Annotated in this window: 20 protein-coding genes; 14 read left to right on the top strand and 6 right to left on the bottom strand. The window is 50.8% G+C overall.

Annotation, left to right across the window (positions count from 1 at the left end; translation table 11 throughout):
- Nucleotides 1-64: 64 nt before the first annotated feature.
- Entirely contained in the window at nt 65-1,486 is a 1,422-nt protein-coding gene (locus tag GHC22_RS15405; RefSeq protein ID WP_003035749.1) for an amino acid permease, read from the top strand.
- Nucleotides 1,487-1,540: 54 nt separating this feature from the next.
- Here the strand turns inward: GHC22_RS15405 and GHC22_RS15400 are convergent, their stop codons facing one another.
- The 5 genes from GHC22_RS15400 to ycaO all read right to left on the bottom strand — a co-directional run bounded on the left by GHC22_RS15400 (nt 1,541) and on the right by ycaO (nt 8,837).
- Nucleotides 1,541-2,335, bottom strand: coding sequence for a hypothetical protein (locus GHC22_RS15400; RefSeq protein ID WP_060682474.1), 795 nt, complete (start codon nt 2,333-2,335; stop codon nt 1,541-1,543).
- 86 nt (nt 2,336-2,421) lie between these two features.
- Nucleotides 2,422-3,162 (bottom strand): pyruvate formate lyase 1-activating protein, encoded by a 741-nt coding sequence (gene pflA / locus GHC22_RS15395; protein ID WP_003035751.1) that lies wholly within the window; start codon nt 3,160-3,162, stop codon nt 2,422-2,424.
- Nucleotides 3,163-3,472: 310 nt separating this feature from the next.
- Nucleotides 3,473-5,755, bottom strand: a complete 2,283-nt coding sequence (gene pflB, locus GHC22_RS15390) for a formate C-acetyltransferase (RefSeq protein WP_003035753.1) — start codon at nt 5,753-5,755, stop codon at nt 3,473-3,475.
- A 59-nt stretch (nt 5,756-5,814) separates the two neighbouring features.
- Nucleotides 5,815-6,672, bottom strand: a complete 858-nt coding sequence (gene focA / locus GHC22_RS15385) for a formate transporter FocA (protein ID WP_003831909.1) — start codon at nt 6,670-6,672, stop codon at nt 5,815-5,817.
- A gap of 404 nt (nt 6,673-7,076) precedes the next feature.
- Nucleotides 7,077-8,837, bottom strand: a complete 1,761-nt coding sequence (gene ycaO / locus GHC22_RS15380) for a 30S ribosomal protein S12 methylthiotransferase accessory factor YcaO (RefSeq protein ID WP_020996515.1) — start codon at nt 8,835-8,837, stop codon at nt 7,077-7,079.
- A 136-nt stretch (nt 8,838-8,973) separates the two neighbouring features.
- Here ycaO and GHC22_RS15375 point away from each other — a divergent pair, with 136 nt between their 5' ends.
- From GHC22_RS15375 to GHC22_RS15315, 13 genes are all read left to right on the top strand, one after another.
- Complete coding sequence (locus GHC22_RS15375) at nt 8,974-9,666, top strand: DUF421 domain-containing protein (RefSeq protein WP_008784261.1); 693 nt, start codon at nt 8,974-8,976, stop codon at nt 9,664-9,666.
- Nucleotides 9,667-9,878: 212 nt separating this feature from the next.
- A complete protein-coding gene (gene serC, locus GHC22_RS15370; RefSeq protein ID WP_032942886.1) occupies nt 9,879-10,967 on the top strand; it encodes a 3-phosphoserine/phosphohydroxythreonine transaminase in 1,089 nt (362 codons plus the stop codon).
- A 69-nt stretch (nt 10,968-11,036) separates the two neighbouring features.
- Nucleotides 11,037-12,320: a 3-phosphoshikimate 1-carboxyvinyltransferase gene (gene aroA, locus GHC22_RS15365; RefSeq protein WP_060682472.1), complete on the top strand. Its 1,284-nt coding sequence runs from the start codon at nt 11,037-11,039 to the stop codon at nt 12,318-12,320.
- 171 nt (nt 12,321-12,491) lie between these two features.
- Nucleotides 12,492-13,175, top strand: a complete 684-nt coding sequence (gene cmk, locus GHC22_RS15360; protein ID WP_003831921.1) for a (d)CMP kinase — start codon at nt 12,492-12,494, stop codon at nt 13,173-13,175.
- Nucleotides 13,176-13,288: 113 nt separating this feature from the next.
- Nucleotides 13,289-14,962, top strand: a complete 1,674-nt coding sequence (rpsA, locus tag GHC22_RS15355; protein WP_003035776.1) for a 30S ribosomal protein S1 — start codon at nt 13,289-13,291, stop codon at nt 14,960-14,962.
- 159 nt (nt 14,963-15,121) lie between these two features.
- On the top strand, nt 15,122-15,406 hold the full coding sequence (ihfB, locus tag GHC22_RS15350) for an integration host factor subunit beta (protein WP_003035780.1): 285 nt from the start codon (nt 15,122-15,124) through the stop codon (nt 15,404-15,406).
- Between the two features lie 206 nt (nt 15,407-15,612).
- Nucleotides 15,613-17,877, top strand: a complete 2,265-nt coding sequence (locus tag GHC22_RS15345) for a ComEC family protein (RefSeq protein WP_153753425.1) — start codon at nt 15,613-15,615, stop codon at nt 17,875-17,877.
- A 36-nt stretch (nt 17,878-17,913) separates the two neighbouring features.
- Nucleotides 17,914-19,662 (top strand): lipid A ABC transporter ATP-binding protein/permease MsbA, encoded by a 1,749-nt coding sequence (gene msbA / locus GHC22_RS15340; protein WP_048214571.1) that lies wholly within the window; start codon nt 17,914-17,916, stop codon nt 19,660-19,662.
- Complete coding sequence (lpxK, locus tag GHC22_RS15335) at nt 19,659-20,636, top strand: tetraacyldisaccharide 4'-kinase (RefSeq protein WP_032942888.1); 978 nt, start codon at nt 19,659-19,661, stop codon at nt 20,634-20,636. The genes msbA and lpxK overlap by 4 nt, the downstream gene beginning before the upstream one ends.
- 41 nt (nt 20,637-20,677) lie before the next feature.
- Nucleotides 20,678-21,910 (top strand): winged helix-turn-helix domain-containing protein, encoded by a 1,233-nt coding sequence (locus GHC22_RS15330; RefSeq protein ID WP_137377326.1) that lies wholly within the window; start codon nt 20,678-20,680, stop codon nt 21,908-21,910.
- Nucleotides 21,911-21,961: 51 nt separating this feature from the next.
- A complete protein-coding gene (ycaR, locus tag GHC22_RS15325; protein WP_003035793.1) occupies nt 21,962-22,144 on the top strand; it encodes a protein YcaR in 183 nt (60 codons plus the stop codon).
- Nucleotides 22,141-22,887, top strand: coding sequence for a 3-deoxy-manno-octulosonate cytidylyltransferase (gene kdsB / locus GHC22_RS15320; RefSeq protein WP_153753423.1), 747 nt, complete (start codon nt 22,141-22,143; stop codon nt 22,885-22,887). Before ycaR ends, kdsB begins: the two co-directional genes overlap by 4 nt.
- Nucleotides 22,888-23,051: 164 nt before the next feature.
- A complete protein-coding gene (locus tag GHC22_RS15315) occupies nt 23,052-23,945 on the top strand; it encodes a YcbJ family phosphotransferase (RefSeq protein WP_153753422.1) in 894 nt (297 codons plus the stop codon).
- A gap of 93 nt (nt 23,946-24,038) precedes the next feature.
- Here GHC22_RS15315 and elyC read toward each other — a convergent pair whose 3' ends face one another.
- The gene (gene elyC / locus GHC22_RS15310; protein ID WP_060682467.1) at nt 24,039-24,803 is read right to left on the bottom strand and encodes an envelope biogenesis factor ElyC; all 765 of its coding nucleotides are present in this window, start codon (nt 24,801-24,803) and stop codon (nt 24,039-24,041) included.
- Nucleotides 24,804-24,887: the final 84 nt, after the last annotated feature.

Genomic DNA, 24,887 nt, shown 5'->3' with positions numbered 1-24,887 from the left:
TTTACCGCGCATAATCCCACGCCTCATATATTGATAATCAAAAAGCTTCCACAAAGGATTGCGTATGGCTGGTGTGCAGGAAAAACAATTGCGATGGTACAACATTGCATTAATGTCATTTATTACCGTCTGGGGTTTTGGCAACGTCGTTAACAACTATGCTAATCAGGGATTGGTTGTTGTCTCCTCCTGGATATTTATTTTCGCGCTCTATTTTATTCCTTATGCGTTGATCGTCGGGCAGCTTGGCTCAACCTTTAAAGAGGGTAAAGGCGGCGTCAGTACCTGGATTAAACATACCATGGGGCCAGGGTTGGCCTATCTTGCTGCCTGGACCTATTGGGTTGTTCATATACCTTATCTGGCGCAAAAACCGCAGGCTATTCTGATTGCGCTGGGATGGGCGCTGAAGGGCGATGGTTCGTTGATTAAAGAGTACACCGTCGTGGCGTTGCAGGGGCTGACGCTGGCGCTGTTTGTCTTTTTCATGTGGGTTGCGTCCCGTGGCATGAAGTCACTGAAAATTGTTGGGTCAGTTGCAGGCATCGCGATGTTTGTGATGTCCATTTTGTATGTCGTGATGGCGGTAACCGCGCCTGCAATTACGGATGTGCAAATAGCGACAACCAATATCACCTGGGAATCGTTTATCCCGCACATCGATTTTACCTACATTACTACGATCTCCATGCTGGTATTTGCCGTGGGCGGTGCGGAGAAAATTTCGCCATACGTTAATCAGACACGTAATCCGGGCAAAGAATTTCCAAAAGGGATGCTCGTTCTGGCTGTTATGGTAGCGGTATGCGCGATTCTCGGGTCGCTGGCTATGGGAATGATGTTTGACTCCCGGCATATTCCAGATGACCTGATGACGAATGGTCAATATTACGCCTTCCAGAAATTGGGTGAGTATTATGGTATGGGTAATTCGCTGATGGTTATTTACGCGATTGCCAATACGCTGGGACAGATTGCGGCATTGGTATTTTCTATTGATGCACCGCTTAAAGTTCTGCTGGGGGATGCTGATCGTAAATATATTCCCGAGAGCCTGTGTAAAACCAACGCTTCCGGTACGCCGGTAAATGGTTATATTCTGACGCTGGTGCTGGTGGCGATTTTGATTATGTTGCCAACACTGGGAATTGGCGACATGAACAACCTGTATAAATGGCTATTGAATCTTAACTCTGTCGTGATGCCATTGCGTTATTTATGGGTGTTTGTGGCGTTCATTGCCGTTATTCGCCTGGCGCAAAAATATAAATCGGAATATGTCTTTATTCGCAACCGCTCGCTTGCGATGACCGTGGGGATCTGGTGCTTTGCCTTTACCGCATTTGCCTGTCTGACCGGGATTTTCCCGAAAATGGAAGCCTTTACCCCTGAGTGGACATTCCAGCTCACGCTGAATATCGTGACGCCATTTGTGCTGGTTGGACTGGGATTGATTTTCCCGCTACTGGCGAGAAGAGGACGCTAAAGACAAGTGTGGCAGAAGAGCAGGAGATAGTGATGCTATCTCCTGCTTTGCCTCTCAAAACAACGGGGACAGTTCTTTTGGGATGGCATACTGTTTGCCATCATAACGCAGTACCCAACTGGCTTTCCCCGGTTTATCCTTTGATGCGCATTGCTCGTTGGCGTCTGTATAGGCCGTTGATTCCACGTTTTTCTCGTTTACCCGAATATCGAAGTATCCATTATGTGAATCAGGCGCAAGGGCAAGGGTGCGTTTAATATCGTGGAATGTTCCCACACAGTTCCCGTCCCATTCACCGGTGCTATTCTCAAGTACGATTCCGTTTAATACCGCCCGTAGTTGATTATTTTCAATAACAAACAGCGATAGCGCATCTTCACTAAAAGGATTTACACGGGAACTGCCGGTGCGGGCGACTCGTAAGCCAAATGCGGTCTGATCTGGGGTAACTTTCCAGCGCGCAGTATCCAACGCCAGACCGGTAATTTGAATGGCATCGTCATTCATACGTTCGGGCAGGCGTAGCCGCTGTTTTACGTCGAGGTTTGTGGAATCCAGTACCAGAAGCTCCAGATCGCCAATGCGATCGTAATCGCTATATTGTTGTGCCATCAGCGGAATCGCCGCTAGGGTCAGTTCCGGGTGGGCTGGCCAGACACGGCAAATTGCGCTTTGCGGTGAGTTACCTGTGATATCGATAACCTGATTATGTTGTGTGAGTAGCTTGCCTTCCGCTGTCGGTTTTGCATCTGGCCACGCATGTTGCACAATGGCGTTGATATCACAGTTGCTGGCGGCATTTACGTATTGGGCAGATAACAGCAACATGCCAGAAATGAATAACCGCATGGCGTCCTTTCCTTTAATTCGAGTGGTTGTCGCTTAGATAGCAAAACGGCTGCCGTTCAGGGCAGCCGTTTCGTGGTGGCTAAAACTCAATACATCACTTTATGTCCATATTGCTCGAGAATGCCCTTCACGCGCTCCATGGTCTCTTTCTTCGGTGGTTTGACGCCATCCAGTTTGTACTCTTCGCCCATTGCCACCCATTTGTGTTTGCCCAGCTCGTGGTAAGGCAGCAGCTCGATTTTTTCAACGTTACCCATATCGCGGGTAAATTCGCCGAGGCGGTGTGCGGAGTCATCGTCATCAGACCAGCCAGGTACGACAACATAGCGGATCCACACTTTGATGTCTTTATTTGACAGGTAACGCGCGAACTCCAGCGTACGATGGTTAGATACGCCGACCAGATTCTGATGGATTTCATCGTTCATCTGTTTGAGATCGAGCATGACCAGATCGGTGACTTCCAGCAGCTCATCGATCACCGGATCGTAGCGGCGAACAAAACCGTTGGTATCCAGACAGGTATGAATACCTTCTTTTTTACAGGCGCGGAACCAGTCACGTACGAATTCAGCTTGCAGGATAGCTTCGCCGCCAGACGCCGTCACGCCGCCGCCGGATGCGTTCATAAAGTGGCGATAGGTCACCACCTCTTTCATTAATTCGTCGACGGTGACTTCTTTACCGCCGTGTGTATCCCACGTGTCACGGTTATGGCAATACAGGCAGCGCATCAGGCAGCCCTGAAAGAAGGTAATAAAGCGGATGCCCGGGCCATCAACAGTGCCACAGGATTCAAAGGAGTGAATGCGACCAATAACTGACATTGCGGTGTTTCTCCAGGTGTGGCCCATCCGGGGCCAGTGTTAGTGCACAGTTATTAACTGTGTCGAGTCTGTTTTGGCTGCTATCCATACTTTTCGTCTTTCAAGATGCATCTTTGTTAGCTTCCTTCGCTCACCCCAGTCACGTACTTCTGTACGCTCCAGGGGATTCACTCCGTTGCCGCCTCAATGCAACTCGAAATCCATCGAGTATATAAGTATAGATAGCTGACAAAGCAGGCTATTAAAAAGGCCCCACTTACGTGGAGCCTTTATTGTACGCTTTTTAAAGTACGATTTCAGTCAAAACCAATTACATGGTCTGAGTGAAGGTACGAGTAATAACGTCCTGCTGCTGTTCTTTAGTCAGGGAGTTAAAACGTACTGCGTAGCCAGAAACGCGGATGGTCAGCTGCGGATATTTTTCCGGATGTTCCATCGCATCCAGTAGCATTTCGCGGTTCATGACGTTCACGTTCAGGTGCTGACCACCTTCGATGGACGCTTCGTGGTGGAAGTAACCATCCATCAGACCAGCCAGGTTGGTCTTACGAACTTCGTCGTCTTTACCCAGTGCGTTCGGAACGATAGAGAAGGTGTAAGAAATACCATCTTTAGCGTAAGCAAACGGCAGTTTAGCAACGGAGGTCAGAGAGGCAACAGCACCTTTCTGGTCACGACCGTGCATTGGGTTAGCACCCGGTCCGAACGGCGCGCCAGCACGACGACCATCTGGGGTGTTACCAGTTTTCTTACCATAAACCACGTTAGAGGTGATGGTCAGAACAGACTGAGTCGGGATAGCGTTACGATAAGTAGTCAGTTTCTGAATTTTCTTCATGAAACGTTCTACCAGGTCAACCGCCATGTCATCAACGCGAGAGTCGTTGTTACCAAACTGCGGGTATTCGCCTTCGATTTCGAAGTCGATAGCCAGACCGTCTTCGTCACGAATCGGTTTAACTTTCGCATATTTGATTGCAGACAGGGAGTCAGCAGCAACGGACAGACCAGCGATACCACACGCCATGGTGCGGATAACGTCACGGTCGTGCAGCGCCATCAGAGAGGCTTCGTAGCTGTACTTGTCGTGCATGTAGTGGATAACGTTCAGCGCGGTGACGTACTGTTTAGCCAGCCAATCCATGAAGTGATCCATGCGATCCATAACTTCGTCGAAGTTCAGAACGTCGCCTTTGATCGGTTCAGATTTAGGACCAACCTGCATTTTCAGTTTTTCATCAACGCCACCGTTGATTGCGTACAGCATGGTTTTCGCCAGGTTTGCACGCGCACCGAAGAACTGCATTTGTTTACCAACAACCATCGGGCTTACGCAGCAAGCGATAGCGTAGTCGTCGTTGTTGAAGTCCGGACGCATCAGGTCATCGTTCTCGTACTGCAGAGAAGAGGTGTCGATGGACACTTTAGCGGCGAATTTCTTGAAGTTCAGAGGCAGTTTTTCAGACCACAGAACAGTGATGTTCGGCTCCGGAGAAGGACCCATGGTGTACAGGGTGTTCAGGAAGCGGAAGCTGTTTTTGGTAACCAGAGTACGGCCATCAACGCCCATACCACCGATTGATTCAGTTGCCCAAATCGGGTCACCGGAGAACAGTTCATCATATTCAGGAGTACGCAGGAAGCGAACCATACGCAGTTTCATGACCAGGTGGTCGATCATTTCCTGTGCGTCTTGCTCGGTAATTTTGCCTGCTTTCAGGTCACGTTCGATGTAAGCATCCAGGAAGGTGGATACGCGACCGAAGGACATTGCTGCACCGTTCTGAGATTTAACTGCGGCCAGGTAGCCGAAGTAAGTCCACTGGATAGCTTCCTGAGCGTTGGTAGCCGGACCAGAGATATCGCAGCCATATTTAGCAGCCATTTCTTTGATCTGACCCAGAGCGCGGTGCTGTTCAGCGATTTCTTCACGCAGACGGATAGTTGCTTCCAGGTTTACGCCGTTTTCCAGATCGGACTGCAGAGAGACGAACTGAGCGTATTTGTCTTTCATCAGGTAGTCGATACCGTACAGCGCAACGCGACGGTAGTCACCGATGATACGGCCACGGCCATACGCATCTGGCAGACCAGTCAGAACACCGGATTTACGGCAGTTCAGAATGTCTTTGGTGTAAACATCGAATACGCCCTGGTTGTGGGTTTTGCGGTATTCGGTGAAGATTTTTTTCAGCATCGGGTCCAGTTCGCGATTGTACGCTTTGCAGGAACCTTCAACCATTTTGATGCCGCCAAACGGAATGATCGCACGTTTCAGCGGAGCTTCAGTCTGCAGACCAACAATCTTCTCGAGCGCTTTGTTGATGTAGCCAGCGTCGTGAGAAGTGATGGTAGAAGCAACGGAGGTGTCAAAGTCAACAGGCGCGTGAGTGCGGTTTTCCTGTTTAACGCCTTCCATAACGCTGTCCCACAGTGCAGTGGTCGCATCAGTTGCGCCAGCCAGGAAGGACTCGTCACCCTCATACGGAGTGTAGTTTTTCTGAATGAAGTCACGTACGTTTACTTCATTCTGCCAATCACCTTTGGTAAAACCTTCCCAGGCTGTGGCTAACTTTTCATTAAGCTCGGACATGTAACACCTACCTTCTTAAGTGGATTTTTTATTTACTGCGTGTAATGGGCATCAACAGATTAATGATGATCGTTACCACGCAGATAAATGACCCAGTATGTCAACCCGACCAACAAACCGCCGCCGATAATGTTACCGATCGTAACCGGAATCAGGTTATCGGTGATGAAATTCATCACGGTCAGGTGAGAAAAATTCTCCGGAGAAGACCCAACTGCGGTCCAGAATTCCGGGGTGGCGAAATCGCGTATTACAATACCCATAGGGATCATAAACATGTTTGCGATACTGTGCTCAAAACCGCTGGCAACAAACATTGCGACCGGTAATACCATGATAAACGCTTTGTCCATCAGGCTGCGGCCTGAGTAGCTCATCCATACGGCCAGACACACCATCAGGTTAGCCAGGATACCAAGGCTCACTGCCTCAACAAAAGTATGGTGCACTTTGTGGTCGGCTGTTTGCAGAACGTTGAGCCCCCATGCGCCGTTGGCGGTCATATACTCGCCAGAAAGCCACATGAGTAACACAAAGATCAGGGCGCCAATCAGGTTGCCGACATAAACGTTAAGCCAGTTTTTCGCTAACTGACCCCAGGTAATACGACCACTGGCTTTAGCAACGACGATCAGTACGGTTGAAGTGAAGAGGTCTGCACCGCAGACAACACAAAGGATCAGCCCCAGGGAAAAGCAGATACCACCTACTAATTTCGCCATGCCGAAAGGCATAGTACCAGTGCCGGTTGTGGCGGTGATATAGAAAACAAAGGCAATTGAAATGAATACACCGGCAGTAATTGCCAGATAGAACGTCTTAAGCGGATGTTTCGTTGCTTTATAGACGCCTGCTTCTTCGGCAACTTTGGCCATTGCAGCAGGTAGAATAAGATCAAAAGGGTTGTCAGCTTTCACACTAACTCTCTCTTTATTAAGTCGGCGACGAGATACTAACAAAGCATTATAGATGAGAATTTGATATAGATCATATCTCGCCTGGCTTATAGGCCCGTAAGACGCATGGTTTTTATGCGATTACGGTGTAACATGTTGATTATCCATATAAAAATAAATTTTAAAAATTATAAAGTGAGTTGAATTTTTTCTTTCAGCCTCCTATGGGATGGTTAATTAAAATGGAGTAATTGAGATAAAAAACCACATTAATAAGCTAATTTTTTTAATATCAACTACTAATATTTAACCTTGCTTTTACATTTATTTTTTGGTCTGACCAAAATAAAAAACGGGGCGCTTTAAGCGCCCCGTAATATAGCTCAGACAATACATTTAGCCTACTCGAGGCAAGTTGTTTGTCACTATTTTGACCAGTGTGCCGCTTTCGCGCGTTGCAATTTCTCATAGGCTTTCAGCAGAGACTGATGTGCCGGGAATGCGTGCAGATCGCTGTCTACTGGCTGAAGTCCATAAAACGGCGCTTCACCACTCAGTGCCGCACTTGCCGCTTCAACCGCCTCAGCGCCGTACATGCGGACGAATGCGTTCAGATACTGCAGCGGCTGACGGTCTTCTTCCTGAGACAGTAGCAACAATGTTTGCAGGCAGCGATAGTAGTTTGCACGTTCCGCGCTAAAGACGGAGGCGTTAAATTCCATCGTCCATTCGGTCCACACCAGGGCCTGCTCCAGATCGCCACCGGCCAGCGCCAGCATCACTTTAAGCTCGCCAATACGCAGGGTGTACCAACCGTTATCCGCACCGGTCGCCAGACCGAGCAGCTCGCGCACGCGGGTGAAGTCGTCAAAACCTTCTTCATCCAACTGTTCAATCAGATTGAGGTAGTCTTCTTTATCCCACTCACTGCCTGGCAGAGAGAGAATGGTGTCACGCAGATGGGTGCCCATAGCGTTGTTGGCTAACCACAGATCTTCTGCCGGATAGATGTCAGACATTCCCGGAACAATAATGCGGCACGCGTAAACGCCCAGGTGCTCATAGTCAGCGATATACACTTCTTTATCTTCAGCATTGAAGATGGCCATCAGGGTGGCGAACTCTTCTTCCGTGGTGCCGGAGAAATTCCAGTCAACGAACGGATAGTCGGCATCCTGCTTGAACAGATCCCAGGAGATCAGACCGCTGGAATCGATGAAGTGAGTTTCAAGGTTGGTATGTTCTGCCACTTCCTCATCGTCGAAGGTCGGTGGGGTGAAGACATCAAGATCCTTCAGACCACGGCCCTGCAGCAGTTCAGTCACGGTACGCTCCAGCGCAACGCCGAAATCCGGGTGTGCGCCGAAGGAGGCAAAGCAGGTACCGTTGGCCGGGTTGAACAGGACAACGCAAATCACCGGATACTTGCCGCCCAGCGAGCCATCGTAGGCAAAAATTGGGAAACCTTCTGCTTCCAGTGTGGCGATGGACTCCACCACTGCCGGATAGCGCGCCATCACCTCGGCCGGGATTTCTGGCAGGCTGATGCTTTCGGCGATAATACGGTTCTTCACATGGCGCTCAAAGACTTCAGACAGGCCCTGAACGCGAGCTTCGTTAGGTGTGTTACCCGCAGACATGCCGTTAGAAACATACAGGTTGCCGATAATATTCATCGGAATGTAGACGGTCTGGTTATCAGACTGGCGGGTAAACGGCAGGCCACAGACGCCACGCTCTTCATTACCAGACTGTAGATCGATAAGCATGCTGCCGGTCAGTTCGTTATCTGGATCGTAAAATGCACGCAGACGCGCATCCAGTAAACCTTCTGGAACATCGTCTTCTTCAGTCAGCGGGAACCATTTTTCGTTCGGGTAATGTACGAACGGGCCATTGGCGATAGTTTCGCCCAGCCAGAAATCTGCAAAGAAGTAGTTAGTCGACAGACGCTCAAAGTATTCGCCCAGCGCAGAAGCCAGCGCCGCTTTTTTTGTCGCGCCTTTACCGTTGGTGAAGCACAGCGCGCATTCTTTGTCGCGAATATGTACAGACCAGACGTTAGGGACGGGATTCAACCACGAAGCTTCTTCAATTTGAAAACCGAGGTCGAGCAATTTTTGCTGGAAGCGAGCGATGGAGTCTTCCAGAGCGGCATCTTTGCCGGGGATAAATGTTTGCGTCATGAAAATCACTTTTGTCGTACGGAAAGCGCGCAATGATACGGGTTTTCAATGAACGGCGCTATCGTCGCCGGAGCCCATGCGTAAATAAAAGCATTGGCTATGCTTTCTTACAGCCAATCACGTTTAGAGCATATTAATGAAAGCTTTCGATTTACACCGTATGGCGCTTGATAAGGTGCCCATGGATTTTCTGGGGGAAGTTGCGCTACGCAGCCTTTACACCTTTATATTGGTTTTTCTGTTTTTAAAAATCACCGGACGTCGTGGCGTACGCCAGATGTCGCTTTTTGAAGTCCTTATCATCCTTACGCTGGGTTCCGCCGCGGGAGACGTGGCGTTTTATGACGATGTTCCGATGCTGCCGGTGCTGGTGGTCTTTATTACTCTTGCTGTGCTGTATCGGCTGGTAATGTGGCTAATGGCGCATAGTGAAAAAATGGAGGACCTGCTGGAGGGCAAACCCGTCGTGATCATTGAAGACGGCGAGCTGGCATGGTCAAAGCTCAATAGCGCCAATATGACGGAATTTGAATTCTTTATGGAACTGCGTTTGAACGGCGTGGAGCAATTGGGACAAGTGAAACTGGCTATTCTGGAGACGAATGGGCAAATCAGCGTCTACTTCTTTGCCGATGAAGACGTAAAGCCGGGGCTCAGTATTTTGCCTAAACGTTGTACGCAACGATTTAAAGTAATACCTGAAGCAGGGGACTATGCCTGCATACGTTGTAGCGAAGTGGTGCAAATGAAGGCCGGAGATCATCAATTATGTCCGCGCTGTGCAAATCCAGAATGGTCGAAGGCCAGTCGGGCAAAACGGGTTACCTGACAGCAAAAATCTCGGTTTTTACCCGTCAATCCGATAGATTCTGTTGTGTGACCGATGACACATTTTTACCCTTGCCAGTTTTACCCATTGCGGCGCGTGTCACTGAATGATAAAACCGATATCCACAGGAATAACTTATACCAATGTCTGTCACCGGATTATCGTCAATGACAGGATGTTGATTGGACAACAACACAACGTGGTGAGGGGAAATGGCTCAGGTCTTCAATTTTAGTTCAGGTCCGGCAATGTTACCGGCAGAAGTACTTAAACTGGCTCAACAGGATCTTTGTGACTGGAACGGTCTTGGCACGTCAGTGATGGAAATTAGCCACCGTGGCAAAGAATTCATCCAGGTCGCAGAGGAAGCGGAGCAGGATTTTCGCGATCTTCTCAGCATCCCCTCCAACTATAAAGTGTTGTTCTGCCATGGCGGTGGTCGCGGGCAGTTCGCGGGTATCCCGTTAAATATTCTGGGCGATAAAACCACCGCGGATTACGTCGATGCCGGTTATTGGGCCGCCAGCGCAATTAAAGAAGCGAAAAAATACTGCACGCCAAACGTTATTGATGCCAAAGTCACCGTGGACGGCCTGCGTGCTGTTAAGCCGATGAGTGAATGGCAACTTTCTGATAACGCGGCATACCTGCACTATTGCCCGAACGAAACCATCGATGGCATTGCGATCGATGAAACGCCGAATTTTGCCAGCAACGTTGTGGTCACGGCGGATCTGTCCTCTACCATTCTTTCCGCACCGCTTGACGTTAGTCGTTATGGCGTAATTTATGCCGGGGCACAGAAAAATATCGGCCCGGCCGGTCTGACGATTGTCATCGTCCGTGAAGATTTGCTGGGTAAAGCTCATGTCTCATGCCCGTCAATCCTCGACTATACCGTGCTGAATGACAACGATTCCATGTTCAATACGCCGCCAACCTTTGCCTGGTATCTGTCTGGCCTGGTCTTTAAATGGCTGAAAAAGCAGGGCGGTGTTAATGCGATGGATAAAATTAACCAGCAAAAAGCGGAATTGCTCTACGGCGTAATCGATAACAGCGATTTCTACCGTAACGATGTGGCGAAATCTAACCGTTCACGCATGAACGTACCGTTCCAGCTGGCTGATAGCGCATTGGATAAACTGTTCCTGGAAGAGTCTTTTGCTGCGGGCCTGCACGCGCTGAAAGGGCATCGTGTAGTCGGCGGTATGCGTGCGTCCATCTACAATGCCATGCCGCTTGAAGGTGTTAAAGCACTGACCGATTTCATGGTCGATTTCGAACGCCGCCGCGGCTAATCTGCTGTACTTTTCATCCCCACAGCCCGTCTGTGGGGTTTTTATGTCTGTTTTTGAGAGTCTAGTTTCATGGAATCCCTGACGTTACAACCCATTGCGCGGGTGGATGGCACCATCAATCTGCCTGGATCCAAAAGTGTTTCTAACCGCGCTTTGCTGCTGGCTGCATTAGCCAATGGCACCACTGTCCTGACCAATCTGCTGGACAGCGATGATGTTCGCCATATGCTCAATGCTCTGAATGCGTTAGGGATTAGCTATACCCTTTCTGCCGATCGTACCCGCTGCGAGATAATTGGCAATGGCGGTGCGTTGCACGCAGAAGGTGCAGTTGAGCTGTTCCTTGGCAACGCCGGAACCGCAATGCGCCCGCTGGCCGCAGCGCTATGTCTGGGCAGCAATGACATCGTGCTGACGGGCGAACCGCGCATGAAAGAGCGCCCGATTGGCCATCTGGTTGATGCGCTGCGCCAGGGCGGAGCCAAAATTGACTATCTGGAGCAGGAAAACTATCCACCTTTACGTCTGCGCGGTGGCTTTACCGGAGGCCAGGTTGAGGTAGACGGTAGCGTTTCCAGCCAGTTCCTCACTGCGTTGCTGATGACTGCGCCGCTGGCGCCGCAGGATACGACGATCGCAATTAAAGGTGACCTGGTATCCAAACCTTACATTGATATCACACTGAACCTGATGAAAACGTTTGGTGTTGAAATTGAAAATCAAAACTACCAGCGCTTTGTCGTGAAGGGGCAGCAGCAGTATCAGTCACCGGGTGCATATCTGGTTGAAGGTGATGCTTCTTCCGCTTCCTATTTCCTTGCGGCGGGTGCTATTAAAGGCGGTACGGTAAAAGTTACCGGGATTGGCCGCAACAGCATGCAGGGTGATATTCGTTTTGCCGATGTACTGGAGAAAATGGGTGCAACCATTACATGGGGCGACGATTTTATTGCCTGTACTCACGGCGAGTTGAACGCAGTGGATATGGATATGAACCATATTCCTGATGCGGCGATGACCATTGCAACGGCGGCGCTGTTCGCTAAAGGCACCACGACATTACGTAATATCTACAACTGGCGCGTCAAAGAGACCGATCGTCTGTTCGCGATGGCGACGGAGTTACGCAAAGTGGGCGCGGAAGTGGAAGAGGGGCATGACTTTATCCGCATCACCCCGCCTGCAACATTGCAATTTGCGGACATCGCGACCTACAACGATCACCGCATGGCGATGTGTTTCTCGCTGGTGGCGCTGTCTGACACGCCGGTGACCATTCTTGACCCAAAATGTACCGCCAAAACCTTCCCGGATTATTTCGAACAGTTGGCTCGTATTAGTACATCTGCCTGATTTTATTGCCGCACTTTCGGGTGCGGCACATTCTGACATCTCCGATTGCCTATTTATTCTACACTCAGCTTCAATGATTCTGCATTTTTCACACAAAGATAACGATCGTTGGCGTTGGCGCGTATAATGCGCGGCGTTCACGTTAATGTACGCCCTTTTAAGGAGAAAAAGATGACGGCAATTGCCCCGGTTATTACCATTGATGGCCCAAGTGGTGCAGGTAAAGGCACCTTGTGCAAGGCAATGGCGGAAGCATTGCAGTGGCATCTGTTAGATTCAGGCGCGATCTACCGCGTACTGGCGCTCGCAGCGTTACATCACCATGTTGATGTAACATCTGAAGATGCTCTGGTACCGCTTGCCTCACACCTTGATGTGCGTTTTATCTCAACAGACGGCAACCTGGAAGTCATTCTTGAAGGTGAAGATGTCAGCGGTGAAATACGTACTCAGGAAGTAGCGAATGCCGCCTCTCAGGTTGCGGCGTTTCCCCGCGTGCGTGAAGCGTTATTACGTCGTCAACGCGCATTTCGCGAATCCCCAGGTCTGATTGCTGATGGACGTGATATGGGCACCGTGGTGTTCCCGGATGCGCCGGTGAAAATTTTTCTGGACGCCTCCTCGCAAGAACGTGCGCATAGACGTATGCTACAGTTGCAGGAGAAGGGCTTTAGTGTTAACTTTGAACGCCTTTTGGCCGAGATCGAAGAACGCGATTATCGCGATCGTAATCGTGCTGTAGCGCCGCTGGTTCCCGCTGCTGATGCTTTAGTTTTGGATTCAACCCGATTAAGCATTGAGCAAGTGATTGAAAAAGCGTTACAATACGCGCGCCAAAAACTGGCTCTCGCTTAAGTGCGACCGAATTTGCAGTACCCCCGTTGCAATGGATTGACAGCGGGTATGTTAAACAACCCCATCCGGCATGGAGCCAGGTGGACGTTAAATATGAAACCTGAAGATTAAACATGACTGAATCTTTTGCTCAACTGTTTGAAGAATCCTTAAAAGAAATCGAAACCCGTCCGGGTTCCATCGTTCGTGGTGTTGTTGTTGCTATCGACAAAGACGTAGTACTGGTTGACGCTGGTCTGAAATCTGAGTCCGCCATTCCGGCAGAGCAGTTCAAAAACGCCCAGGGCGAGCTGGAAATCCAGGTTGGTGACGAAGTTGACGTTGCTCTGGATGCAGTAGAAGACGGCTTCGGTGAAACCCTGCTGTCCCGTGAAAAAGCTAAACGTCACGAAGCTTGGATCACGCTGGAAAAAGCTTACGAAGAAGCTGCAACCGTTACTGGTGTTATCAATGGCAAAGTCAAGGGTGGCTTCACTGTTGAGCTGAATGGTATTCGCGCGTTCCTGCCGGGTTCCCTGGTAGACGTTCGTCCGGTCCGCGACACGCTGCACCTGGAAGGCAAAGAGCTTGAATTCAAAGTAATCAAGCTGGATCAGAAGCGTAACAACGTTGTTGTTTCCCGTCGTGCCGTTATCGAATCCGAAAACAGCGCAGAACGCGATCAGCTGCTGGAAAACCTGCAGGAAGGCATGGAAGTTAAAGGTATCGTTAAGAACCTCACTGACTACGGTGCATTCGTTGATCTGGGTGGCGTTGACGGCCTGCTGCACATCACCGACATGGCATGGAAACGCGTTAAGCATCCGAGCGAAATCGTAAACGTTGGCGACGAAATCACTGTTAAAGTGCTGAAGTTCGACCGCGAGCGTACTCGTGTATCTCTGGGCCTGAAACAGCTGGGCGAAGATCCATGGGTAGCTATCGCTAAGCGTTATCCGGAAGGTACCAAACTGACTGGTCGCGTGACCAACCTGACCGACTACGGCTGCTTCGTTGAAATCGAAGAAGGCGTTGAAGGCCTGGTTCACGTTTCCGAAATGGATTGGACCAACAAAAACATCCACCCGTCCAAAGTTGTTAACGTTGGCGATGTAGTGGAAGTTATGGTTCTGGATATCGACGAAGAACGTCGTCGTATCTCCCTGGGTCTGAAGCAGTGCAAAAACAACCCATGGCAGCAGTTCGCGGAAACCCACAACAAGGGTGACCGTGTTGAAGGTAAAATCAAGTCTATCACTGACTTCGGTATCTTCATCGGCCTGGACGGCGGCATCGACGGCCTGGTTCACCTGTCTGACATCTCCTGGAACGTTGCAGGCGAAGAAGCAGTTCGTGAATACAAAAAAGGCGACGAAATCGCAGCAGTTGTTCTGCAGGTTGACGCAGAGCGTGAGCGTATCTCTCTGGGCGTTAAACAGCTCGCAGAAGATCCGTTCAACAACTGGGTTGCACTGAACAAGAAAGGCGCAATCGTAAACGGTAAAGTCACTGCAGTTGACGCTAAAGGCGCAACCGTAGAACTGGCTGACGGCGTTGAAGGTTACCTGCGCGCTTCTGAAGCTTCACGTGACCGCGTTGAAGATGCAACTCTGGTTCTGAGCGTAGGCGACGACGTTGAAGCTAAATTCACCGGCGTTGATCGTAAGAACCGTGCAATCAGCCTGTCTGTTCGTGCTAAAGACGAAGCTGATGAGAAAGATGCAATCGCAACTGTTAACAAACAGGAAGATGCTAACTTCTCTAACAACGCAATGGCTGAAGCTTTCAAAGCAGCTAAAGGCGAGTAATATCGAGTGCTCTAAATCCTTTGTGCTGTTAACGGCACAAAGGGTGACGAGTAGCTTGACAGATTACAGGATTCGTCCTGTAATCAATGACAAAGGGCGGCTACGGCCGCCCTTAATCAATGCAGCAGCTAATTATGCCTTTAAGGAACCGGAGGAATCATGACCAAGTCAGAATTGATTGAAAGACTTGCAACCCAGCAACCTCATATTCCCGCGAAAGCGGTTGAAGATGCAGTTAAAGAGATGCTGGAACATATGGCCTCGACTCTTGCGCAAGGCGAGCGTATTGAAATCCGCGGTTTCGGCAGCTTCTCTTTGCATTACCGCGCACCACGTACCGGACGTAATCCGAAGACCGGCGATAAAGTGGATCTGGAAGGGAAATACGTTCCGCACTTTAAACCAGGTAAAGAATTGCGCGATCGCGCCAATATTTACGGTTAAGTTTTTAGCGAGACTTAACGCCGAGAAAAGCACCCAAATGGGTGCTTTTTTCATTTCTGTCCACCTATCCTGGAATCCTCATCCCAGTTAATTTGTACGTTACAACCATCACTAAATGTCTGCGGAACTCAGGTCGTATAACGATAAATTGATGCCAGACAACCGTCGAAGAGTACTGCACACTCCCTGTAACAGGGAGGTGATTGATGAAAATAACAACGGTGAGTACCTGCGCATTACTCGGCATTCTCCCACTCATGCTATTACCTATGCTGCCAGGCATGTTGTGTATCGGCATTGTATTTTGTCTGGCATGTCTGCTCTGTTTTCTCCCCTACAAATATATGCGTTCCGCCGGACTAACCCTGCTGTTTTTTCTTTGGGGAATCCTGGCCGCGAAAGAGGCTATGTGGGCCGGTAATACGCTGCCTGCGAAAACCCAGCAAGCCATTGTGCGGATAACCGGAACTGACAATATGACAACGCACTACGGCCAGATCACTCACCTTCAGGGGAAACGAATCTTTCCTGCGCAAGGAATCGTCTTGTACGGGCAGTATTTACCCGGTGATGTTTGTGCGGGTCAGACATGGGCGATGACGTTGAAAGTCCGCGCTGTACACGGTCAATTAAACGAAGGCGGATTTGATAGCCAGCGTTACGCATTGGCGCAGCATCAACCGCTGACGGGACGATTCTTGCAGGCTTCGGTAATCACACCACAATGCAGTTTGCGTTCGCGGTATCTCGCCTCGCTGAAAACGGCACTCACCGACTATCCCTGGCAGCAGGTCATACTGGGTCTGGGAATGGGGGAGCGCTTGTCTGTGTCACAAGAGGTGAAAACGATTATGCGTGATACCGGCACGGCACATTTGATGGCTATCTCCGGGCTGCATATTGCGTTTGCTGCATTACTGGCCGCAGGATTGATACGTGCTGGACAATTTTTTATGCCAACAAGGTGGATTTGCTGGCAGATGCCATTAGTGGGTGGGATTGTCTGCGCCACATTTTATGCCTGGCTGACGGGGCTGCAACCCCCGGCATTACGAACGGTTGTTGCGCTGCTAGTCTGGGGGGCGCTGAGACTTAGCGGCAGGCAGTGGAGTGGATGGTCGGTCTGGATCTGCTGTCTGGCAGCCATCGTGGTGGTGGATCCTGTTGCTGTTCTTTCGCAAAGCCTATGGTTGTCTGCATCCGCCGTTGCGGCACTGCTGTTCTGGTACCAATGGGTACCGCTCCCGGACTGGCCGCTGTCGCGTGCTGGACGTCAATTTCTGGCGCTGGCTCATCTGCAATTGGGTATTACGCTTCTGCTTTTTCCCGTGCAAATCGCAATGTTTCACGGTTTTAGTCTGACCTCGTTTCTGGCTAATTTGTTTGCCGTCCCTTTGGTCACGTTTGTTTCCGTACCCTTGATATTAGCAGGCATGATCGTGCATTTAGCCGGGACGGTGATGGTTGAATCAAGCCTGTGGTATCTAGCGGATCGTTCTCTGGCGCTGCTATTTTGGGGGCTCAGAAGTCTGCCTGAAGGGTGGATCAATATTGATGCGCGCTGGCAATGGCTGGCATTTTTACCCGGAATGATGATTATCGCATGGCGACTAAATATCTTGCGTACGCTACCGGTGATCTGTTTCTCTGTGCTCCTTTTGCTGAGTGGGCCGCTTTGGCGTGCACCGCGTACTGATGTGTGGCAAGTGCATATGCTGGATGTCGGGCAGGGGCTGGCAATGGTGATCGCGCGAAATGGGAAAGCGCTGCTTTACGATACCGGTCTGGCATGGCCTGAAGGCGATAGCGCACAACAGCTGATTATTCCCTGGTTGCGTTGGCATAATCTGGAGCCAGAAGGAATTATTTTAAGCCATGAGCACATGGATCACCGCGGCGGGTTGCACTCCTTACAACAAGCCTGGCCGTCGCTATGGGTAAGAAGTCCGCTGAGCTGGAAAGGTCATCTCCCGTGTTTTCGCGGAGAGCATTGGCAATGGCAAGGGTTAACCTTCAGTGCGCACTGGCCTGTGCGTGGAAATACAGACCAGGGGAATAACCACTCCTGCGTGGTTAAGGTCGATGACGGATATCAGAGTATTCTGCTGACCGGTGATATCGAATCTCCTGCTGAACAAAAAATGCTAAGTCACTATTGGCAGCACCTACAGTCGACGGTGATGCAGGTTCCACATCATGGCAGCAATACTTCATCATCGCTGGCACTCATTCAGCGGGTTGACGGGCAGGTCGCACTCGCCTCTGCATCCCGTTACAACGCCTGGCGTCTGCCGTCCTGGAAAGTGAAGCAACGTTATCGGCAACAAAATTATCAATGGCTGGATACCCCCCATCAGGGACAGATTACGCTGGATTTTTATCAAAAAAACTGGCGCATACGCAGCATGCGGGATCAGATTTTACCTCGTTGGTATCATCAGTGGTTTGGCGTGTCGGAGGATAACGGGTAGAATATGCGGCTATTCTAACAAATGCTGGTTTTTTGAATGCATAACGATAAAGATCTCTCTACGTGGCAGACGTTTCGCCGACTATGGCCAACCATAGCGCCTTTTAAATCGGGTCTGATCGTGGCGGGTATAGCGTTAGTCCTTAACGCGGCCAGCGATACCTTCATGTTATCGCTCCTTAAACCATTACTGGATGATGGTTTTGGTAAAACGGATCGCTCGGTGCTGCTGTGGATGCCGCTGGTGGTCATTGGGCTGATGATAGTTCGTGGCTTAACCAGCTATGTCTCCAGCTACTGTATCTCATGGGTGTCAGGCAAAGTGGTCATGACCATGCGCCGCCGCCTGTTTGGCCATATGATGGGCATGCCCGTCTCCTTTTTTGATAAACAGTCTACAGGGACATTGTTATCGCGTATTACCTATGATTCAGAACAGGTTGCGTCATCGTCTTCCGGCGCGCTGATTACCGTGGTGCGTGAAGGGGCCTCAATTATTGGCCTGTTTATCATGATGTTCTATTACAGCTGGCAGCTGTCACTGATCCTGATTGTACTGGCGCCAATTGTGTCAGTGGCAATCCGTGTGGTTTCCAAGCGCTTTCGTAGCATCAGTAAAAACATGCAAAACACCATGGGTCAGGTTACGACCAGTGCGGAGCAGATGCTGAAAGGCCACAAAGAAGTTCTGATTTTTGGTGGTCAGGAAGTCGAAACCAAGCGCTTTGATAAGGTCAGCAACAAGATGCGTTTGCAGGGTATGAAGATGGTTTCCGCTTCTTCTATCTCCGACCCTATCATCCAGCTGATTGCGTCTTTGGCACTGGCCTTCGTGTTATATGCGGCTAGCTTCCCAAGCGTAATGGAAAACCTGACAGCAGGGACAATTACGGTTGTCTTCTCCTCAATGATCGCATTAATGCGTCCGTTGAAATCGCTGACCAACGTCAACGCGCAGTTCCAGCGCGGTATGGCGGCATGCCAGACCTTATTTACGATTCTGGATAGTGAACAGGAGAAAGATGAAGGTAAACGTGTGATCGAGCGTGCTACCGGCGATCTCGAGTTCCGCAACGTGACTTTCACTTATCCGGGACGTGAAGTACCGGCTCTGCGTAACATCAACCTGAATATTCCCGCGGGTAAAACTGTTGCTCTGGTCGGCCGTTCTGGCTCAGGGAAATCCACCATCGCCAGCCTGATTACGCGCTTCTACGATATTGATGAAGGGCAGATTCTGATGGACGGACACGATCTGCGCGAATATACCCTGGCATCACTGCGCGATCAGGTTGCGTTGGTTTCGCAGAATGTGCACTTGTTTAACGATACGGTTGCCAACAACATCGCCTACGCTCGTACCGATATGTACAGCCGTGAGCAGATCGAAAAAGCGGCACAGATGGCCTACGCCATGGATTTCATCAACAAGATGGATAATGGCCTGGATACTGTGATTGGTGAAAACGGCGTCCTGCTTTCCGGCGGACAACGTCAGCGTATCGCTATCGCCCGTGCCTTGTTGCGTGACAGCCCAATTCTGATCCTTGATGAAGCAACATCGGCTCTTGATACTGAATCTGAACGCGCGATTCAGTCTGCGCTGGATGAGCTACAGAAAAACCGTACTTCTCTGGTCATTGCTCACCGTCTTTCAACCATTGAACAAGCCGACGAAATCATCGTGGTGGAGGATGGTCTGATTGTCGAACGCGGAACCCATAGCGAGCTGATTGAGCAGCGCGGGGTGTATGCGCAATTACACAAAATGCAATTTGGTCAATGATCGCACGTATCTGGTCTGGTGAATCGCCGCTGTGGCGATTGTTACTTCCACTCTCCTGGCTGTATGGCCTGGTGAGTGGCGCGATCCGCTTATGCTACAAGTTGGGGCTTAAACGCGCATGGCGCGCGCCAGTCCCGGTAGTGGTGGTCGGAAACCTTACTGCGGGCGGAAACGGTAAAACGCCGGTGGTGATTTGGTTGGTTGAACAACTGCGACAACGCGGGATTCGCGTGGGTGTGGTATCGCGTGGATATGGCGGGAAAGCGACTGCTTACCCGCTGTTGCTAACAGCTGATACTACTACCGCAGAAGCGGGCGATGAACCTGTGCTGATAGCCCAACGTACCGGCGTGCCGGTAGCGGTATCCCCGGTAAGATCGGATGCGGTAAAAGCCATTTTGGCCCAACACGACGTGCAGATTATTGTGACGGACGATGGACTACAGCACTATCGTCTGGCGCGAGATGTTGAAATCGTAGTCATTGACGGCGAACGTCGGTTTGGCAACGGCTGGTGGCTTCCCGCTGGTCCAATGCGGGAACGCGCAGGTCGCCTTAAATCGGTGGATGCGACTATTGTTAACGGTGGCGTTGCGCAACCTGGGGAAATCCCTATGCGACTTGAACCGGGGCTGGCCGTTAATTTACGTACAGGTGAACGCCGTGATGTGGCGCAATTGTCCAATATTGTCGCCATGGCGGGTATTGGTCATCCACCGCGTTTTTTTGCCACGCTGAAAGCATGTGGTGCCAGCGTGCAAAAAAGCATTGCGCTGGCAGACCATCAGTCTCTGACCTACAGTGACGTCAGTGCGTTTGTAGACGCCGGGCAAACGCTGGTCATGACGGAAAAAGATGCGGTTAAGTGCCGGGCATTTGCCGATGAAAACTGGTGGTATTTACCTGTTGATGCACATTTGTCAGGCGATCGGCCTGATGTATTGCTGAATAGCTTAATCTCGCTGACTCGCTAACTGATTCACGCTGCGGCAGCGAATCATTTATGAGGCCATAAATGTCGTTGCCGCGCCTTTCTCTGACGGATGCCCGTCATCTTCACCTTGCTGCTCAAGGTCTGCTGAAAAAAACACGCCGCCGGGCAACCCCGGCAGATATTCTCGCGACCATTTCGCGCATGTCGTTACTGCAAATCGACACCATCAATATTGTGGCGCGCAGTCCTTACCTGGTGCTGTTTAGTCGTTTAGGCGATTATTCCCCCCAATGGCTGGACGACTCGTTACAGCAGGGCGAACTGATGGAATACTGGGCGCACGAGGCCTGTTTTTTGCCGCGCAGCGATTTTATGCTGATACGTCACCGCATGCTGGCCCCGGAGAATATGGGCTGGAAATATAAAGCGGCGTGGATGAAAGAACATGCGCATGAGATTGAGCAACTGCTCCAGCACATCCAGCATAACGGGCCGGTACGCTCAGCTGATTTTGAGCATCCACGCAAAGGGACCAGCGGCTGGTGGGAATGGAAACCGCAGAAGCGTCATCTTGAAGGGTTGTTCACTGCCGGGAAAGTGATGGTCGTGGAACGGCGTAATTTCCAGCGAGTGTATGATTTAACCCATCGCGTCATGCCGCACTGGGACGATGAACGCGACCCACTTTCGCAAGAAGATGCTGAAAGTGTCATGCTGGATAACAGTGCCCGCAGTCTGGGGATTTTCCGCGAACAATGGCTGGCAGACTACTACCGCCTGAAGCGCCCGGCGCTAAAAAACTGGTGCAACGAACGGGCGGAACAGCGGCAGATTATTCCTGTCGACGTTGAGGGGCTAGGAGCCTTGTGGCTACATAGCCACCTTCAGCCGCTGCTTGAACAGGCGCTGGCGGGCAAATTAACGGCGACTCATAGTGCAGTATTATCACCTTTTGATCCGGTGGTCTGGGATCGTAAACGGGCAGAGCAGCTATTCGATTTTAGCTACCGGCTGGAGTGTTATACGCCAGCACCGAAACGTCAGTATGGTTATTTTGTCTTGCCGTTGCTGCATCGTGGACAGTTGGTTGGGCGGATGGATGCCAAAATGCACCGCAAAACAGGTGTGCTGGACGTTATTTCGCTGTGGTTACAGGATGGGGTTAAGCCTGGAGTGACGTTGCAAAAAGGATTGTTTCAGGCGATTGACGATTTTGCCCGCTGGCAGCAGGCAGCACGCGTGACGCTGGGACGTTATCCTGAAGGTTTATTTGCTGATGCACGCCATGGTTGGGAAATAGACCCAGCCCTTTAAGCGATTATGTTAATATTTACGGATTCACAATCCGGTCCATCTGGAGGAACTATGGATCATCGTCTGCTTGAAATCATTGCCTGCCCGGTATGCAATGGCAAACTCTGGTTTAACCAGGAAAAACAGGAACTGATTTGTAAACTGGATAACCTTGCTTTCCCACTGCGTGATGGCATTCCCGTGTTACTGGAAACCGAAGCCCGCGTTCTGACTGCTGATGAGAGTAAATCATGAGTTTTGTGGTCATTATTCCTGCGCGTTATGCGTCCACTCGTCTGCCGGGTAAGCCGTTGCTGGATATCAACGGTAAACCGATGATCGTGCATGTACTGGAGCGTGCGCGTGAATCTGGCGCTGAACGTATCATCGTTGCTACCGATCACGAGGATGTCGCTCGCGCGGTAGAAGCGGTGGGTGGCGAAGTGTGCATGACTCGCGCCGATCACCAGTCTGGTACGGAGCGCCTGGCGGAAGTCGTCGAGAAATGTGGTTTTAGCGATGATACCGTTATTGTGAACGTACAGGGTGATGAGCCGATGATTCCTGCGGTCATTATTCGCCAGGTGGCTGAGAATCTGGCGCAACGTCAGGTCGGTATGGCGACTCTTGCGGCTCCGATTCACAGTGCGGAAGAGGCATTTAATCCGAATGCGGTAAAAGTCGTGTTGGACGCTGAAGGATATGCTCTCTATTTTTCACGCGCGACCATCCCATGGGATCGCGATCGTTTCGCCAAAAGTCTGGAAACGGTGGGGGACACCTTCCTGCGCCATCTGGGCATTTACGGCTATCGCGCCGGTTTTATTCGCCGCTATGTTAACTGGCAGCCTAGCACGCTTGAGCATATCGAAATGCTGGAGCAGCTGCGAGTGCTGTGGTACGGCGAAAAAATTCACGTTGCCGTCGCAAAAGAAGTCCCGGGTACCGGCGTAGACACTGCCGAAGATCTTGAGCGCGTTCGCGCCGAGATGCATTAGTTTTTCTCACGACACTCCCCCATATTGAGGCGTATTTTTGGGAGGAGTGTCGTATCGTTGCGCTTTCCCTCCACTTTTCTTTTCATCAATTGATCTCATCCGGGTGACATCTGTCTGCACGACGCTCATTATGAAAGCAGTAGCATTTATGAGGGCAATCTGAAATGGAACAGTTGCGTGCCGAACTCAGCCACCTGTTGGGCGAAAAACTCAGTCGCATAGAATGCGTGAATGAAAAAGTGGATACGGCCCTGTGGTCACTGTACGACAGCCAGGGAAATCCGATGCCGCTGATGGCGAGAAGTTTCACCACGCCAGGTATGGCGCAGCAGCTGGCATGGAAAACCTCCATGTTGGCGCGCAGTGGTACGGTGCGAATGCCCGTCATTTACGGGGTCTTAACCCACGAAGAGCATCCCGGTCCTGATGTGCTACTGCTTGAGCGTTTACGCGGTGTGCCGGTGGAAGCGCCAGCCCGAACGCCCGAACGCTGGGAACATTTAAAAGATCAGATCGTAGAAGGTCTGCTGTCATGGCATCGGCAGGATAGCCGTGGCTGCGTGGGAATGGTGGATAACACGCAAGAGAATATCTGGCCATCCTGGTATCGTCAGCGTGTTGAAGTGTTGTGGACCACGTTAAATCAGTTCAACAATACCGGGCTGACGATGCAGGATAAGCGGATCCTGTTTCGTACCCGTGAGTGTTTGCCCACTTTATTTGAAGGATTCAATGATAACTGCGTGCTGATCCACGGTAATTTTAGTTTACGTAGCATGCTCAAAGACGCCCGTAGCGATCAGCTTCTGGCGATGGTCGGACCGGGATTGATGCTGTGGGCACCCAGAGAGTATGAATTGTTCCGTTTAATGGATAATGCGCTGGCGGAAAGTCTGCTTTGGCAATACCTGCAACGCGCGCCCGTGGCGGAGTCCTTCATCTGGCGGCGCTGGCTGTATGTGTTATGGGATGAGGTGGCGCAACTGGTCAACACCGGACGTTTTAACCGCTCCAACTTTGACCTTGCTACGAAATCACTGCTGCCGTGGCTCGCCTGATGAACATGTGAACGCCTTATCCGGCCTACAATTCTGCGCTGAACACGTAGGCCTGATAAGACGCGTTAGTGTCGCCATCAGGCAACATTCCTGTCAATGCTCCGATCCTTTTAGCCACTGCCAGATACGCCCCAACGTTTCGTAACCAGCACGATCGCTATGCATCAACCAGACAGGTGAGGGGATCGCGCGCTCCCACGGATTAAGCGGTGAGTCAATCGCTAACTGGTTGGCTGGCGCGGGCAACGGATGTAGTCCGGCCTGTTGGAAGAAAATCATTGCTCGTGGTAAGTGCGATGCGGAGGTCACCAGCAGGAACGGCGCGCTGCCGATGGCCTGCTTAACCGCTGCGGCTTCTTCTTCGGTGTCTTTAGGTTTATCCAGCGTGATGATATCACCGGGCGGCACACCCAGTGACTGCGCTACGCGGGCTCCCGCTTCTGCAGTACTAACGTTATTGCTCTTTGCCGCAGCGCCGGTAAAGATAAGCTTCGATCCCGGGTTAGCACGCCAAAGGCGAATACCTTCATTCAGACGCGGAAGACTGTTGCTGATCAGGTTTGAACTCGGCGCCCACTGTGGATTCCAGGTATACCCTCCGCCCAGCACCACAATGTATTCCACTTTTTGTGTATCCTGCCAGGTTGGATAGCTATCCTCAATCGGTTTCAGCAGACTGTCGGCGACGGGCTGCAAGCTTAGAAGTAACAGTGCCAGCCAACTCAGGCTAATGCACACTTTCCCTGTTTTTTGAAAGCGGCTAAACCAGAGCAGCGCCAGGCCTATGCCCATGATAATGAGCATTAGCGGAAGTGGCAGCATCATACCGCCAATCACTTTCTTCAGCGTAAAAAGCATCCTTTTTGGTTCCTTTTTTAACCATACAGCAGGGGATCAGCAGGGATATTACACCAGGAAGGTTCATTCTCGGCGTGGGTGTGA

Origin of the sequence: Citrobacter sp. H12-3-2 (assembly GCF_009649895.1) — a bacterium.
GTDB classification, from domain to species: domain Bacteria; phylum Pseudomonadota; class Gammaproteobacteria; order Enterobacterales; family Enterobacteriaceae; genus Citrobacter; species Citrobacter portucalensis.
The sequence above is the reverse complement of the archived record's forward strand: the minus strand, read 5'-3'. Positions and strand labels throughout refer to the sequence as shown.

Bases quoted from the DNA above. Each gene is read 5' to 3' on its own strand.
- GHC22_RS15405 (WP_003035749.1), top strand. From the start codon at position 65: ATGGCTGGTGTGCAGGAAAAACAATTGCGATGGTACAACATTGCATTA.
- GHC22_RS15400 (WP_060682474.1), bottom strand. From the start codon at position 2,335: ATGCGGTTATTCATTTCTGGCATGTTGCTGTTATCTGCCCAATACGTA.
- pflA (WP_003035751.1), bottom strand. From the start codon at position 3,162: ATGTCAGTTATTGGTCGCATTCACTCCTTTGAATCCTGTGGCACTGTT.
- pflB (WP_003035753.1), bottom strand. From the start codon at position 5,755: ATGTCCGAGCTTAATGAAAAGTTAGCCACAGCCTGGGAAGGTTTTACC.
- ycaO (WP_020996515.1), bottom strand. From the start codon at position 8,837: ATGACGCAAACATTTATCCCCGGCAAAGATGCCGCTCTGGAAGACTCC.
- GHC22_RS15375 (WP_008784261.1), top strand. From the start codon at position 8,974: ATGAAAGCTTTCGATTTACACCGTATGGCGCTTGATAAGGTGCCCATG.
- serC (WP_032942886.1), top strand. From the start codon at position 9,879: ATGGCTCAGGTCTTCAATTTTAGTTCAGGTCCGGCAATGTTACCGGCA.
- aroA (WP_060682472.1), top strand. From the start codon at position 11,037: ATGGAATCCCTGACGTTACAACCCATTGCGCGGGTGGATGGCACCATC.
- cmk (WP_003831921.1), top strand. From the start codon at position 12,492: ATGACGGCAATTGCCCCGGTTATTACCATTGATGGCCCAAGTGGTGCA.
- rpsA (WP_003035776.1), top strand. From the start codon at position 13,289: ATGACTGAATCTTTTGCTCAACTGTTTGAAGAATCCTTAAAAGAAATC.
- ihfB (WP_003035780.1), top strand. From the start codon at position 15,122: ATGACCAAGTCAGAATTGATTGAAAGACTTGCAACCCAGCAACCTCAT.
- GHC22_RS15345 (WP_153753425.1), top strand. From the start codon at position 15,613: ATGAAAATAACAACGGTGAGTACCTGCGCATTACTCGGCATTCTCCCA.
- msbA (WP_048214571.1), top strand. From the start codon at position 17,914: ATGCATAACGATAAAGATCTCTCTACGTGGCAGACGTTTCGCCGACTA.
- lpxK (WP_032942888.1), top strand. From the start codon at position 19,659: ATGATCGCACGTATCTGGTCTGGTGAATCGCCGCTGTGGCGATTGTTA.
- GHC22_RS15330 (WP_137377326.1), top strand. From the start codon at position 20,678: ATGTCGTTGCCGCGCCTTTCTCTGACGGATGCCCGTCATCTTCACCTT.
- ycaR (WP_003035793.1), top strand. From the start codon at position 21,962: ATGGATCATCGTCTGCTTGAAATCATTGCCTGCCCGGTATGCAATGGC.
- kdsB (WP_153753423.1), top strand. From the start codon at position 22,141: ATGAGTTTTGTGGTCATTATTCCTGCGCGTTATGCGTCCACTCGTCTG.
- GHC22_RS15315 (WP_153753422.1), top strand. From the start codon at position 23,052: ATGGAACAGTTGCGTGCCGAACTCAGCCACCTGTTGGGCGAAAAACTC.
- elyC (WP_060682467.1), bottom strand. From the start codon at position 24,803: ATGCTTTTTACGCTGAAGAAAGTGATTGGCGGTATGATGCTGCCACTT.